This window comes from Methyloversatilis sp. XJ19-13 (assembly GCF_024580155.1).
Taxonomy (GTDB): Bacteria; Pseudomonadota; Gammaproteobacteria; order Burkholderiales; family Rhodocyclaceae; genus Methyloversatilis.
The window spans coordinates 41,572-55,519 of record NZ_JANINH010000008.1; the positions used below are offsets into that span (position 1 = coordinate 41,572).

14 protein-coding genes are annotated in these 13,948 nt (G+C 65.4%); 3 read left to right on the forward strand and 11 right to left on the reverse strand.

The features are described 5' to 3' along the window. Nucleotides 1–115: 115 nt before the first annotated feature. Both NMQ14_RS12010 and NMQ14_RS12015 read right to left on the reverse strand, forming a co-directional pair. Nucleotides 116–1,102 carry an NADPH:quinone reductase gene (locus NMQ14_RS12010; protein WP_257096468.1) on the reverse strand — a complete coding sequence of 329 codons (987 nt, stop codon included), beginning with the start codon at nt 1,100–1,102 and terminating at the stop codon, nt 116–118. 27 nt (nt 1,103–1,129) lie between these two features. After that, on the reverse strand, nt 1,130–2,389 hold the full coding sequence (locus NMQ14_RS12015) for a D-amino acid dehydrogenase (protein WP_257096469.1): 1,260 nt from the start codon (nt 2,387–2,389) through the stop codon (nt 1,130–1,132). Nucleotides 2,390–2,567: 178 nt separating this feature from the next. Here NMQ14_RS12015 and NMQ14_RS12020 point away from each other — a divergent pair, with 178 nt between their 5' ends. Then, nucleotides 2,568–3,581: a class 1 fructose-bisphosphatase gene (locus NMQ14_RS12020; protein ID WP_257096470.1), complete on the forward strand. Its 1,014-nt coding sequence runs from the start codon at nt 2,568–2,570 to the stop codon at nt 3,579–3,581. On the opposite strand, the gene NMQ14_RS12025 is transcribed toward NMQ14_RS12020, so the two are convergent. Genes NMQ14_RS12025 through NMQ14_RS12040 form a run of 4 tightly spaced genes read right to left on the reverse strand, consistent with a single transcriptional unit; the run spans nt 3,569 to nt 7,182 of the window. Further along, nucleotides 3,569–4,840, reverse strand: a complete 1,272-nt coding sequence (locus NMQ14_RS12025; RefSeq protein WP_257096472.1) for a TIGR03862 family flavoprotein — start codon at nt 4,838–4,840, stop codon at nt 3,569–3,571. The two genes, NMQ14_RS12020 and NMQ14_RS12025, sit on opposite strands and share 13 nt — an antisense overlap. Next, entirely contained in the window at nt 4,840–5,487 is a 648-nt protein-coding gene (locus NMQ14_RS12030) for a lytic transglycosylase domain-containing protein (protein WP_257096474.1), read from the reverse strand. Before NMQ14_RS12030 ends, NMQ14_RS12025 begins: the two co-directional genes overlap by 1 nt. Next, entirely contained in the window at nt 5,484–5,843 is a 360-nt protein-coding gene (locus NMQ14_RS12035; RefSeq protein ID WP_257096476.1) for a VanZ family protein, read from the reverse strand. The genes NMQ14_RS12030 and NMQ14_RS12035 overlap by 4 nt, the downstream gene beginning before the upstream one ends. Nucleotides 5,844–5,847: 4 nt before the next feature. Then, the gene (locus NMQ14_RS12040; protein WP_257096478.1) at nt 5,848–7,182 is read right to left on the reverse strand and encodes an undecaprenyl-phosphate glucose phosphotransferase; all 1,335 of its coding nucleotides are present in this window, start codon (nt 7,180–7,182) and stop codon (nt 5,848–5,850) included. A gap of 253 nt (nt 7,183–7,435) precedes the next feature. On the opposite strand from NMQ14_RS12040, the gene epsL reads away from it, so the two are divergent. Further along, the gene (gene epsL, locus NMQ14_RS12045) at nt 7,436–8,611 is read left to right on the forward strand and encodes an XrtB/PEP-CTERM-associated polysaccharide biosynthesis outer membrane protein EpsL (RefSeq protein ID WP_257096480.1); all 1,176 of its coding nucleotides are present in this window, start codon (nt 7,436–7,438) and stop codon (nt 8,609–8,611) included. Between the two features lie 7 nt (nt 8,612–8,618). Here the strand turns inward: epsL and NMQ14_RS12050 are convergent, their stop codons facing one another. From NMQ14_RS12050 to NMQ14_RS12070, 5 genes are read right to left on the reverse strand one after another with little or no spacing between them, the layout of a single operon-like run. Further along, nucleotides 8,619–9,155, reverse strand: a complete 537-nt coding sequence (locus tag NMQ14_RS12050) for an adenine phosphoribosyltransferase (protein WP_257096482.1) — start codon at nt 9,153–9,155, stop codon at nt 8,619–8,621. After that, nucleotides 9,152–10,213: an aminopeptidase gene (locus NMQ14_RS12055; protein WP_257096484.1), complete on the reverse strand. Its 1,062-nt coding sequence runs from the start codon at nt 10,211–10,213 to the stop codon at nt 9,152–9,154. Before NMQ14_RS12055 ends, NMQ14_RS12050 begins: the two co-directional genes overlap by 4 nt. Nucleotides 10,214–10,220: 7 nt before the next feature. Beyond that, the gene (gene pabB / locus NMQ14_RS12060) at nt 10,221–12,023 is read right to left on the reverse strand and encodes an aminodeoxychorismate synthase component I (protein ID WP_257096486.1); all 1,803 of its coding nucleotides are present in this window, start codon (nt 12,021–12,023) and stop codon (nt 10,221–10,223) included. Nucleotides 12,024–12,063: 40 nt separating this feature from the next. Continuing rightward, nucleotides 12,064–12,375 (reverse strand): DUF3301 domain-containing protein, encoded by a 312-nt coding sequence (locus NMQ14_RS12065; protein WP_257096487.1) that lies wholly within the window; start codon nt 12,373–12,375, stop codon nt 12,064–12,066. 6 nt (nt 12,376–12,381) lie between these two features. Then, nucleotides 12,382–12,786 carry a hypothetical protein gene (locus NMQ14_RS12070; protein ID WP_257096488.1) on the reverse strand — a complete coding sequence of 135 codons (405 nt, stop codon included), beginning with the start codon at nt 12,784–12,786 and terminating at the stop codon, nt 12,382–12,384. Between the two features lie 204 nt (nt 12,787–12,990). Here NMQ14_RS12070 and NMQ14_RS12075 point away from each other — a divergent pair, with 204 nt between their 5' ends. Then, nucleotides 12,991–13,941 (forward strand): EpsD family peptidyl-prolyl cis-trans isomerase, encoded by a 951-nt coding sequence (locus tag NMQ14_RS12075; protein WP_257096489.1) that lies wholly within the window; start codon nt 12,991–12,993, stop codon nt 13,939–13,941. The last annotated feature ends 7 nt before the right edge of the window (nt 13,942–13,948 follow it).

The following is a 13,948-nucleotide window of genomic DNA, read 5'->3' on the forward strand; positions in this document are numbered from 1 at the left end:
GATGTCCGCTTGCATGCCGGGTCGCGCTGCCGTCGCGTGCCCACGAAAGCGCACGGCAACGCCACATCATCGTACATCCATTGCGCGCGGGGCTGCGCGCCCGGGTACCTGAAGCTCAGTCGAGCGCCAGCACGATGTTGCCGACCACCTGGCCCTGTTCGATCCGGGCATGTGCGTCGGCGATCTGCGACAGGGGCAGGCGTTCCGCGATGCGGTGGATCACGCGGCCGGTCGCCAGCAGCCGGGTCAGGGTGTCGATCACCGCGCGGCGCTCGGCTTCGTCCAGCGTGTAGACGAGGATGACGCGCAGCGTGATGTTGCGGGCCGCCAGGGCGAAAAAGGGCAGCGAAAACTGCGGCGTTCCACTGCCATAGACGAGCCATTCGCCGCCCGGACGCACCAGTCCGATGTCCATGACGGCATTGGCGGCCACATCGACTTCGACGATGCGGTCGACGCCCCGGCCGCCGGTCGCGTCGGCCACCTGCGCGGCGACATCCTCGGTGCGGTAGTCGATGACCCGGTCGGCACCGGCATCGCGGGCAAGTCCCGCCTTGGCCGCGCTGCTGACGGTCGCGATGACCTGCCGTGCGCCGAGCAGTTTTGCAAACTGCACGGCGTAATGACCGACCGCGCCGGCACCGCCCGCCACCAGTACAGATTTGCCGGCCACGCCGCCGAGCGCAAGCAGTGCGTGCAACGCAGTGGTCGCCGGAATGCCCAGGCAGGCGCCGGCTTCGCCGCTGATCGGGTCAGCCAGGGCAACCGCCTGCGCCTGCGGCAGCGTGATGAACTGCGCCGCAGTGCCGCAGGCGCGTCCCCATGCAGCGTTCCACAGCCAGACCCGCTCGCCGATCCGCGACGTACTGACGTCCGACCCGACCGCGTCGACGATGCCCATGCCGTCGCTGTGCGGAACGATGCGCGGAAAGGGCATGCCGCCCGCCCGCAGGCCGGCGCGCGCCTTGACGTCGGACGGGTTGACGCCGGACCACTGCAGCCTGACCCGCAGCTCGCCCGCCGCCGGGACCGGATCGGGCAACTCTGCCACCTGCAGTACCTGGTGGGCCGGGCCGGTCTGGTCGTAGAAGGCTGCGCGCATGGGAGTGTCCGGTCGGGCGCCGGCGCGTCAGTGACGCTTGCCGGTCAGGTGGGGGAATTCGATGTCCGAGCTGCCGCCGTCGACGAGATCGGCGAGCAGGCGGGCCGAGCCGCAGGCCAGCGTCCAGCCGAGCGAGCCGTGGCCGGTGTTGTACCAGAGCCCCGGTATGCGGCTGCGGCCGATCAGCGGCACATTGCCCGGCGTGCACGGGCGCAGTCCGGCCCACGCCTGCGCGGCATCGATATCGCCGGCATCCGGACACAGCGTGCGGGTCAGTCCGGTCAGCAGCCGCACACGTTCGTCCTCCACGGTGACGGTGTGACCTCCCAGCTCGGCCAGACCCGCCACGCGGATGGTGTCGCCAAGACGGGACATCACGATACGGTGCTCTTCATCGGTGATGCTGACGCGCGGCGCATTCGGACCGGCCGGAAAGGTGATCGAGTAGCCCTTGATCGGATAAAGCGCCGGGCGCGGGCCATGCTGTTCGACCAGTGCGCGCGTGTGGGTACCCAGCGAACACACGATCTGGTCCGCGCACAACAAACCGCGCACGCCGCGTGCATCGCGGACAGCCACGCCGCGCACCCTGCCTTCGTGCATATCGAGGCTGTCCGCCGTGGTTTCGTAGTGGAAAACAACACCGGCGTCGGCACAGCGCTGCGCCAGCTGGCGGGTGAACGCGCAGGCGTCACCCGATTCGTCGTTCGGCGCGAACAGCCCGCCGATCAGGTTGCGCGTGCTCGACGCGAGTGCCGGCTCGATGTCGATGCAGCGCGCGGCGTCGCAGACGTCGATCCGGATGCCGTGCTTGTGCAGGATGCGCGCGCGCTGCTGTGCGTGGGCCAGCTCCTTGCGGTTGAAGAACACATGAAGGATGCCGCTTTCGGCGTGCGCGTAGTCCAGCTGCTGTGTACGCCGCAGCAGGCCGAGTTCGACCTGGCTGCGGATGGCCAGCCGCGCCAGCGCATCGGTGTTGGCCCGCACGCGTCCGGGACGGCATTGCAGCAGGAAAGCGGCCATCCAGCGCCACTGGCGATGGTTCACGGTCGGCGAAAAGCGCACCGGCGCGGTCGAGCGACCCATGCCGCGCAGACCGATGCCCGGCGCCTGCGGCGTGGCCCAGGGGCCGGCGTGGCTGACCGAAATCTGGCCGCCATTGGCGAAGCTGGTTTCCATGGCCGGCTGCTTCTGACGGTCGACCACAGTGACGGAATGTCCCGCCTGGCGCAGATACCAGGCGGTGGTGATGCCGACGACGCCGGCACCTAGAACGAGTATGTGCATGCGGATCTGATTCTGAAGGACACCCTCAGGACTGTTCTGGCAGTCTGCAGGTTCCTTGTGTGAGCACCGACCTGCAACCAAAAACAAGGTCGAAACGGCAGTCGGCGTGAAATCCTGCGAGGTGTTTCATGGTGCTGTGCACGATAATCGATTTTCTGACCCCACGGAGCCGTACCCCATGTCCCGCATCACCCTCAGCCAGTTCCTGATCCAGCAACAGCGCGACGGTGAGCGCATCAGCGCCGAGTTGCGCTTTCTGGTCGAGGTGGTGGCACGTGCAGTCAAGGCAATCGGCAACGCGGTGGGCAAGGGCGGACTGACCAATTCGCTCGGGGAGGCCGGGGGCGAGAACGTGCAGGGCGAGGTGCAGAAGAAACTGGACGTGATCGCCAATGAAATCCTGCTCGAGGCGAACGAGTGGGGCGGTCATCTTGCCGCGATGGCGTCGGAGGAGATGGACGCGCCACACCAGATTCCGAACCGCTACCCCAAGGGCGAGTACCTGCTGCTGTTCGATCCGCTCGATGGCTCGTCGAACATCGATGTGAACATTTCGACCGGCACCATCTTTTCGGTGCTGCGCTGCCCGGATTTTGCCAATGGCGGTGCCGCAGCAGTGGATGAAAGCGCGTTTCTGCAGCCGGGTACGCGCCAGTTGGTTGCCGGCTATGCGGTGTATGGTTCGGCGACCCAGCTCGTGCTGACGCTGGGCGAGGGCGTGCATGCCTTCACGCTGGATCGCGAAACCGGCAGTTTCGTCATGACCACCGCCAACATGCGCATTCCGGACGATACGAAGGAATATGCGATCAATGCGTCGAACGCGCGTTCGTGGGAAGCGCCGGTGAAACGCTACATCGACGAACTGATCGCCGGCAAGACCGGCCCGCGCGGCAAGGACTACAACATGCGATGGGTCGGCTCGATGGTGGCCGACGTGCATCGCATCCTGACGCGCGGTGGCATTTTCCTGTATCCGAAGGATACGAAAGACTCGACCAAGCCTGGCAAGCTGCGCCTGATGTATGAAGCCAACCCGATGGCGATGCTGATCGAACAGGCCGGCGGGGCAGCGACGACCGGCTATCAGCGCATCCTCGACGTGCAGCCGGAAAAGCTGCATCAGCGGGTGCCGGTCATCCTGGGGTCGAAGAACGAAGTCGAGCGTGTGCTCGGCTATCACTCGGCCTGAAGTGCGGCCTGACGCGGCGCGGCGGCAAGCCGCCTGAGCATGCCGGCCGCCGCGACGCGACCGCTGGCCATGCTGGCAGTCAGCAGATAGCCGCCGGTCGGCGCTTCCCAATCGAGCATTTCACCGGCACAGAACACGCCGGGCCGTGCCTTGAGCATCAGGTCGGCGTCGAGCGACTCCAGCGTCACGCCGCCCGCGGTGCTGATGGCTTCGGCCACCGGCCGGGTGGCGGTCAGGCGCAGCGGAAGGGCTTTGAGGGTTGCCGCGATGCGCGCCGGATCGCTCAGTGCCGCTTTGTCGAGTACCTCGAACAACAGCCCGGCTTTCGCCCCGTTGATGCCCAGTCGTCCGGCCAGATGCGACGACAGCGAGCGCGCGCCGCGCGGGTGGGCGGCTTCGGCCAGCACGCGCGCCGGCTCGTGCGCCGGCAGCAGATCGAGTGCGATATCGACAAAGCCGTCGACGTCGAGCCGTTCGCGCAGCGCGGCAGACAGCGCATAGATCAGGCTGCCCTCCAGTCCGCTCGCGCTGATCAGGCATTCACCGCTGCGCGATATCGACCGGCCTGTCGCGTCGGTGAAGCCGATACGCACATTCTTCAGTGGTGCCCCCGCATGCCGCTGCGCGAAATGGGCGCTCCACGCAAGGTCGAAGCCGCAGTTCGCCGCACGCAGTGGCGACACCGCGACGCCACGGCTTTCGAGCAGCGTCGACCAGCTGCCATCCGAACCCAGTTGCGGCCAGCTCGCGCCGCCCAGCGCGAGCAGGGTGGCTGCTGCCGGTCTGGCGACATCGCCGTCCGGCGAGTGAAAGCACAGACGACCCTCGTCGTCCCAGCCTGTCCAGCGGTGATGCATGTGGAAGTGCACGCCGGCCGCACGCAGACGTGTCAGCCAAGCGCGCAGCAGCGGCGCGGCCTTCAGGTCGCGTGGAAAGACGCGGCCGGAAGAACCGATGAAGGTGTCGACGCCCAGCCCGTGCGACCACGCGCGCAGGGCGTCTGCGTCAAAGCCGGCCAGCCAGCGCGCGATGTCGTCGCTGCGCTCGCGGAAGCGTTCGATGAACTGCGGCAGGGCTTCGCTGTGCGTGAGGTTGAGCCCGCCCTTGCCGGCGAGCAGGAACTTGCGACCGACCGAAGCCTTGCCGTCGAACAGGTCGACCCGGATGCCGGCGGACGACAGCACTTCGGCGGCCATCAGACCGGCCGGACCCCCGCCGACGATGGCGACATCCAGCGCCGGCGGCAGACTGGCGTGCATCAGTTGGCTGACTGGATCAGGCGCATCTCGCTGCTGTCGGCGCGCAGCTTGTAGGGACTGGGTGGCACGACCGGCTCGGGCGGTGCAGCGAGGCGCTTCAGCGCTTCGTAGCGGTCGCTCACGCGCGGCACGTAGGCGCGCGTTTCCGCGTAGGGCGGCATGCCACCGAACCGGCGGACCGCGCCGGCGCCGGCGTTGTAGGCAGAAAGTGCCAGTTCGACGTCGCCGAAGTGATCAAGCAGATCGCGAAGGTGACGTGCGCTGGCGCGCAGGTTGTCGACCGGCTTCAGGGCGTCGGTCACGCCATAGGCCCGCGCGGTCGCCGGCATCATCTGCGCCAGACCGAGTGCGCCCTTGGGAGACACTGCGTGCGGGTTGTAGGCGGACTCCGCCTGTACGACGGCATGCAGCAGTTCGGGATCGATGCCGCCTGCCACGGCCGCCTGTTCGATCTGCGCGGCGAATGGCAGCCCGCTCAGTGCCTGCCGCCTGGCTTCCCGCTGTTCCACTTCGCTGAGCCGCAACAGTTCCGGCTGGAGCAGGCGATAGGTCGTGCCGTCGCCCAGCCTGAGCCGGTATTCCGAGCCGTTGGCCTGCGCCAGCAGCGGCAGGCCGGCAAGCAGAAGAACGAACCATCCGCGCGTCATGAACGGATGCCTCGGGCCACGATGTACCGGGCAAGCAGCACGGCAAGAACGATGCCGACGCCGTTCGCAAGCAGGTCGGCCAGATCGGCTTCTCGGCCGGGCAGCGTCAGTTGGCGCCATTCGTCGTACAACGCGATCGCGAATGCGAAGACGGCGCAGCTGTAGAGCCAGCGTTGACCGAGTGCAAGCCAGAGTGAAAAGGCGATGGTGCCGAAGGTGGCCATGTGCGCGAGCTTGTCCCATGGGCTGGGAATCAGGCCGACCGCCAGCTCGGTTTCGCCCAGTTTGACCAGACTGGCGATCATCACCGTGGCGACCCCCATTGCAAGCCACTGGACGACCGGCGGGCGCTTCACGGCCTCAGTACGCATTGCGGTCCTTGAACACCACCGCAACGGTTTTTACGATGATCCACAGGTCAAGGCCGATCGACCAGTTGCGCAGGTATTCCAGGTCGAACTCGATGCGCTTCTGCATCTTGTCCACCGTTTCGGTTTCGCCGCGATAGCCATTGACCTGCGCCCAGCCGGTGATGCCCGGCTTGACCTTGTGGCGGACCATGTAGCCCTTGATCAGCTTGCGGTAGGTTTCGTTGTGCGCCACGGCGTGCGGTCGCGGACCGACGATGCTCATCCGCCCCTGCAGCACATTTAAGAACTGCGGCAGTTCGTCGAGCGAGGTGCGGCGCAGGAAGCCGCCGAACGGCGTGATGCGCTGATCATTTCGCGTCGCCTGCTTCACCACCGCACCATCGTCCTGCACTGTCATCGAGCGGAATTTGTAGACCACGATCTCACGGCCGTCGAGGCCGTAGCGGCGCTGCCGGAACAGCACCGGTCCGGGTGAAGTCATCTTCACACCGATGGCGATCGCCAGCAGCAGCGGCGAAATGAGCAGCAGGATCAGACACGACAGCACCACATCGCTGCTGCGCTTCACCAGGCCGTTGATGCCGGTGAACGGCGTGTCGCACACCGCCACGACCGGCACGCCGGCCACGTAGTCCATGCGGCCCTGGATCAGGTCGGTCAGGAAAATGTCCGGTGCGAAGAACACGCTGGCCGTGGTGTCCTTCAGATCGTCGAGCAAAGCGAGGATGCGCGGCTGGCTGGCCATCGGCAGCGCCAGATAGATCTGGTCGATGCGATGCGCCTTCACATAGGCGGCGAGTTCGCTCAGGCGCCCGAGCAGCGGATGCCCGTTGAGTTGCGTGATGCGCTCCGGCGACCGGTCATCGAAATAGCCAAGACAATGAATGCCGAGGAAGGGGTTGAAGGAAAACTGTTCGGCCAGCTGAACGCCGATGTCGTTGCAGCCGACGATGATGACCCGGGTCTGGTTCTCCACTTGCGCGGCAGACCGTTTCAGGTAGGCCCGTGCGGTGAAGTGGGCCACCAGCTGGGTCGCCGGCGCGGCCACGAGCCACGCCAGCACGACATCGATCGGAAAGTTTTCGATGTACTGGCTCGCGTAACCAAAGAACAGCAGGATGAACGAGATGAGCATCCAGTTGATGACGCACTGCCGGACGACGCGACGCGGCCGCATGCTGAGCAGCGACGAGCCCGGGAAGGACAGCGAGAACACCACCAGCGACAGCACGACGTAGCGCGCGTCGACGATATCGCCGAAATAAAGGGCGCATGCGATCAGCGAAAGGATGAGCGAGAGCGGGTCGAGGAACATCTCGACCATTCCGGGAAGACTTAGCGGTGCCCGCAATACGGAAGTGTTACGCTCAAACTTGGCGAGCATTGAGATAGAAACCGATGTATTCAAACTTGGGGAGATCTTGGGGAGACGCGTCGCCGTAGAATAGCGGACTGCGGTTATACGATTTTTACGATTTACGCGCTGGCAAGGAAAGCGTCACAGTCTGCGGCCATACTATTTTAGTGCAATGAACAATAACTTATCGCTTCTTCCGCGCTCGCTGCAGTGCCTGCTGATGCTGATTGCCCCGTTTTCCGCGCTTGCCGGGGAAGGCGATGTATTCAGTCTCGTGACGTCCGGTGCCTGGCAGTATCAGGACAATGTGTTCTATCTGCCTGACGGCCAGGAGCCGACGTCTTTCGGTCCGAACACGCCGCGCGGCGACCACAGCTGGACCGCCACGCTCGGCGTGACGGCCGACAAGACGATCGGCCGCCAGCGCCTGACTGCAAGCGCCTCGCAATCGGCGGTGCGCTACAACGATCTGTCCGTGCTCGACTACGACGGCCAGAATATCGTCGCCGGTTGGCAGATGCAGGTCGGCAGCGACTTTTCGGGCAATCTCCGCTACACCAACCGCAAATACCTGGGCGGCTTCGGTGACTTCCGTTCAGCCGTGCTCACCAAGAACATTATCGATGCGGAAACGCTGCGTTTCGACGGTGCATACAAGATCGATGCCTACTGGTCGCTGTTCGGCGGCGTGGGCAAGGATAACCAGCGCAACAGCACGGAAATACGCCGCCGCAACGATTTCGACATCGAACGGCTGGAAGCCGGCGTGCGCTACACGACGCGCGGCGGCACGCAGTTCGAACTGCTCGGGCGGCGCAGCGACGGCGACTATCCGCAGCGCCTGCCGATCCTGAACCAGACCAATTCCTACAAGCAGAAGGACATCGAATTGCGTGTGCGCTGGCAGCCGGTCGGCCACTCCCGACTGTCGGGCGCCATCGGCCAGTCGAAGCGGGAGCACGAAAATGTGCCACAGCGGGATTACGACGATGTCTACGGCCGGGTCGGCTGGGAATGGCAGCCGACCGGGCATACGGCCGTGAATTTCCAGGCCGAGCGGCAGATTTCGGCGCTCGATGACAACTTTTCCAGCTATTTCCGCACCACCACCTATTCCATCGCGCCGATCTGGCAGGCCACCGGCAAGCTCCGGGTAGATGGGCGGGCGCAATGGGTGGCACGCGACGGCGAGGGCGATACGTTCTTCACCGCACTCGGGTTTGACGGCACGCCGCGTCAGGAAGATCTGACCACCTACAGTCTCGGTGCAACGTGGGCGATCGAGCGCAACCTGTCGGCCAATGTCGAAGTGCGCCGTGATGAGCGCGAATCGAACAACCAGTTCTTCCAGTACCGCGTGCGCAGCGTGTCCGCGTCGCTGCAGTACGTTTTCTGAACGCCCTTCAGTAGCGCAGCAGCGCCCGCGCGTCCCAGCCCTGCGCGGCGAGCCGGGCCGTGCCGCCGAGGGCGGGCAGATCGATCAGGAAGCGGAAGCCGGCAACGTCGCCGCCGGCCCGGGCGATCAATTCTCCGCAGGCCAGTGCGGTGCCGCCGGTGGCGATCAGGTCGTCGATCACCAGTACCCGGGCACCCGGCTTCACCGCGCCGACCTGCATTTCCAGCCGGTCGCTGCCGTATTCCAGCGCGTAGTCGATGCCGTGGTTCGGACCGGGAAGTTTCCCCGGCTTGCGTACCGGCAGCAGACCGCAGCCGAGCCGCTGCGCGACGGCGCCGCCGAGCAGGAATCCTCTTGCTTCGATGGCGGCGACCAGATCGATGCTGTGCGGCGCGACGCCTTCGGCCAGGGCCTCGAGTGCCAGCGAGAAACCGTGCGCATCGGCCAGCAGCGGCATCACGTCGCGGAACTGTATGCCGGGCGACGGGAAGTCGGGAATGGTGCGGATCAGCGCCTGCAGGTGGCGTGCGTCATCGATGTTCATCGGGCCGGTTCCTTTGCCGGGGGCAGATCGAGGCGGGCGCGCCGTTCGTCGCGCGGCAATGCGGCCAGCGCGCGCAAGCTCGCCCAGACGGTAGGCAGGTCGGGAGACGCATCGATCAGCCGCGTGAAGGCAGGCTTGGCTGCGCTGTACAGGCCGATCGACGCGAGGGTGGCATTGTTGATGTCCTGCGCGAACCAGCGGTCGTAGCCGCGAAAGCCACCCCAGTCGCGTTCGCGCACGCGGGCGTATTCATCGCCGAGCGCCCCGATCAGGCGCGCCTTTTCACGGCGTTTTTCGGCGTCGCTCGACGACGACCGATAGACCTCATCCAGCGCTTCCCGGTACTTCAATACCAGTGCGGCGAAATCGGCACGGATGCGCTGGTTGCGCTCGAAACCTGCGCGCAGTGCGTCCTTGCCCGGGCGCATCAGCCAGCGCCGGACACCTTCCTCTTCCACCGCACTGGCAAAGGATTCGTTGAACTCGGTATCGTCGCGCACATAGACGATCTGATGCGACAGCTCATGCACGATGAGCCGCACCAGTTCGGTTTCCGGGTAGTGCACGAAGGTGTTCAGCAGCGGATCGTCGAACCAGCCGAGGGTGGAGTAGGCAGGTACGCCGCCGACATGCACGTCAAGCCCTTCAGCGCGGCGTGCATCGGCGTAGGCCCGCGCGTCGGCTTCGCCGAAGAAGCCGCGGTAGCTGACGCAGCCCGCGATGGGGAAGCAGGACTGGGCCGGCTGCACCGACAGCGGATCGGCGGCAAACACGTTCCACACGACGTAGGGCCGACCCAGATCGGCGTAACGACGGTAGCTGCCATTGTCCGGCAGCGCCATTTCGCGGCTGGCCCAGTCGCGGATCTCGACCGCCAGCGCAAGCCTTTCGCGCAAGGTCTGCGGTGTGGCAGGGTCGGCACCGATCTGTCCGACCGGTCTGGCCAGTCGCCACAGTTCGAACTGTCCGCTGGCTGCCTGCCAGTAGTAGTGCGGCGAGAAACTGCCGTTGCAGCCGACGAACAGCGGCGTCAGGGCCAGCAGGAACAGGCGTCGCAACGCTGACTCAGCCCGCGTCACGGTCACCGGCGAACGGGTCTGCGTAGGCGGGCACCGGTACCGGTGTGGTGTCGGCCGGGCTCTCGTCGAGATTGACGGGTATCCAGCCGCGTACGCTGTTGATGAACCACATCTGTTGCGCACGGGCGATATCGTCGCGCGTCAGCACCTGTTCGCGCAGCACGCCGCTGTCGACCAGATCGCGCCGCAAGGTGCCATCGAGCAGGCCGCTGGAGACGGGGGGCGTCAGTTGTTCGCCATTGATATCGAGCACCAGATTGCCGCGTGTGAACTCGGTCAGTTCGCCGGCGTCGTTCCACAGCAGTACATCGAACGCGGAGCCGGCACAGTGCGAGAAGTGGGCGTCATAGACCGAGCGCCGGGTTGTCTTGTGATACAGAAAAGGTTCGGCGCGCGACACGGGTTCGACCGCCAGACGCACGCTGCAGGCACGCGTGTCGGCGCTGCCGGCGGCCGTGCTGTCGAGCCGCACGGCGCCATCGGCGCCATACAGCAGGCGCACGCGGAAGCGGCCTGTCGGGTGGCGCAGCGCATGGGCTTCGAGTGCCGCGCGGGCCGCATCGGGGGCGTCGAAGCCGAAGAAGCGCGCCGACGAGGCAAGCCGCGACAGGTGTCGTTCCAGCAGCGCGTACTGGCCATCTTCAAGCAGCAAGGTTTCGAGCAGCTCGAAATCCCGCGCGGCCCGGGACAGGAAACGGCTCTTGGTGCGCACTTCCTCGTACTCGTCGGCCGCCACCGAATCCCATGTGATGCCGCCGCCCAGACCGCAGCACATGCGGCCGCTGGCCACATCGAGCGTGACGGTGCGGATCGCGACGTTGAACCGGGCGGCACCGCCCGGTGCGATATGGCCGATCGCGCCGCAATAGACCTCGCGCGGTGTGGTTTCCAGATCCGAAATGATGTCCATCGCCTTGAGCTTGGGCGCGCCGGTGATCGAACCGCACGGAAACAGCGCGGCGAATACATCCTCGAGCGTCACTTCAGGGCGCGTGCGCGCGGTGATGGTGGATGTCATCTGCAGCACGGTCGGGTAGTTCTCGATCGAGAACAGATGCGGCACCTGAACGCCGCCGGGCATCGACAGCCGCGACAGGTCGTTGCGCAGCAGGTCCACGATCATCAGGTTTTCGGCGCGGTTCTTTTCCGAGTCACGCAGCCAGCGCGCCAGTTCAGCGTCCTCGCGCGGCAACTGGCCGCGCCGTACCGTGCCTTTCATCGGTCGTGTGGTGAGCACGCCGTCCTGCCAGGAAAAGAACAGTTCGGGCGAGGCGGACAGGATGCGGTGGCTGCCGATGTCGGCAAAGGCGCAGAAGTCAGCCTGCTGGGCGACGCGCAGCCGCTCGTAAAAAGCCCGCGCATCGCCCTCGAACGAGGCCAGCGCGCGGATGGTGTAGTTCATCTGGTAGGCGTCGCCGCGCCGGATCGCGGCATGGATGGCCTCGATGCACAGTTCGTAGCGCTCGCGCGGGGTGTCCAGCGTCCACTCGGAAACCGAGAAGGCGCCTGGCGCATGGGGCGGCGCATCGAGCGGTGCCTCGTGCAGGCCGAACCACACCAGCGGCAAGGTATTGCCCGGCAATACGCGGGCGGCGCGGTCGAACGCCGGGGCGGCCTCGTAGGCCACGAAACCCGTCGCATGCAGACCGTCGCGTGCAGCCTGCGCAACCCGCTGCAGGGCCGGCCTGACCGCAGCCGGCGTTTCGGCACGCACGATCTCCACCGGCGGGCCGAACACCAGACGTCGGGGCAGCCGGCTGGGCGAGGCGAAATCCAGTATGAATGTCATGGGCAGGCGGGTGTGCTCGGGCGATTTGAGGGCTGACGTGTCAAATGATGTGAGGTGCGATGTACAGCGCCACGACACGCTTGCCGATCAGGGTGACGGACCCCTGCCGGCGCCGGGTACCGTCATCGCTGTATTCGAAGCCGTAGGTGCGCTGGATGCGCATCTGTCCGTTGTCGTCGCGTGCCAGCCAGGCCTTGCGGATGGCCACCGTGTCGTCAAGCAGCTGCACGCCGTCGGCCTGGCAGGCGGCGCGGCTCGCCTCCATGCCGATTTCGCGGGCGCTGAGGCTGTCCAGCCACAACCATATCAAGCCTCCGATGACCAGCAAGGCACTGAGTTCAAAAACCGGCATGGTCGGTCAGGCCCGCAGTGCGGGCTGGCGCGCGACGTAACGCGCGAGTTTGTGGTCGGCCTGCTGCGACAGCCGGGCGGCCAGCTGTTCGGGTGTCAGTCCCGGGTAAAGCCGGCTCAGAACCAGCAACATGCACAACAGCACGTCGGCAGCTTCGGCGATGGCGGCTTCCGGTTCCAGCGTCTTGTGCGGCTTGAAACCGCGCTCGACCAGCACTGCTTCGGCCAGTTCGCCGCATTCTTCGGTAAGTTTGCACAGCAGCATCAGCGGATCCATGCGTTCATGGGCCGCGAAAACCTGCAGGGCGCTGAGAAAGGAATCGGCTGGAATGGACATGGTGAAAGCGGATGCGATATCAGCGCCGATTCTAGCCTGTGCCGCCATGCCCGCCACACCTGCCTGATCGCTCACGCCCGGGACCGTATGGCGGCAGGCGCGTGCGCGGCTGAACTTGAAACATTGTGCAAACACGCATCCGGAGTCCGCTCCATTACGGAAACATTTCACGCAATGGCGCCGTAACACAGCGCGGGTACTGTTAATGCTTGAGGACTTGGGCTATCTTGGCAATCGACCTAAGTGTCACAAATCCGCAACAAATTTTTCGGGGACAACATGTCACACCACGCAGGTCGAGCACTCGTTCTTTCCATTCTGGCGACGGCAATGCTGGCGGCGTGCGGCGGAGAGAGCGGTGACAAGAAGGTCGCCACACAGGTCGCAGCGAAGGTCAACGGCGGCGAAGTGTCGGTGCATCAGATCAATCAGGTCATGCAACGCACCAATGTGAGCAGTCCCGAACAGGCCAAGGCAGCGAGCCGACAGGTGCTGGAACGGCTGATCGATCAGGAATTGCTTGTCCAGCAGGCGATCGACAAGAAGCTCGACCGCGATCCGAAAACCCTGCAGGCGATCGAAGCCGCCAAGCGCGAAGTGCTCTCCCGCGCCTACCTCGAACAGGTTTCAGCGGCCGCGCCCAAGCCGACCGAGTCCGACATCAGTACCTACTATGCCGAACATCCCGAACTGTTTTCCGAACGGCGCATCTTCAGCCTGCGCGAGCTTGCGATCCAGGCGGGCCCGGAATTCATGCCGAAGCTGCAGCAATACATGGCGGAACCGCGCAACATGCAGCAGGTTGCCGAGTGGCTGCGTTCCGAGAATGTACGCTTCACGGCCAACGCGGTGACCAAGCCGGCCGAGCAGCTGCCGCTGGAAATGGTCAAGAACATTCACAAGCTCAACGATGGTCAGGTTGGCATGGTGCGGACCGGAAACACGATACTGCTGCTTGAAGTGGCGGCGTCGCGCAGCGTGCCTGTCGACGAGAAGGCGGCGCAGCCGGTGATCGAACAGTTCCTGCTCAATCAGCGCAAGACCGAACTGGCGAAGGCCGAGGTCAAGAAGCTGCGTGACTCGGGCAAGATCGAGTACCTCGGTGAATTCAGTGCGCCAGCCGATGTGCCGGCGGCGCCCGCTGCGCCGGCATCTGCGACGGAAACGCCTTCGGCAGTGTCGCCGGAGGCAGGCACCGCGGTGGACAAGGGCTTGTCGGGTCTCAAGTAGGACGACG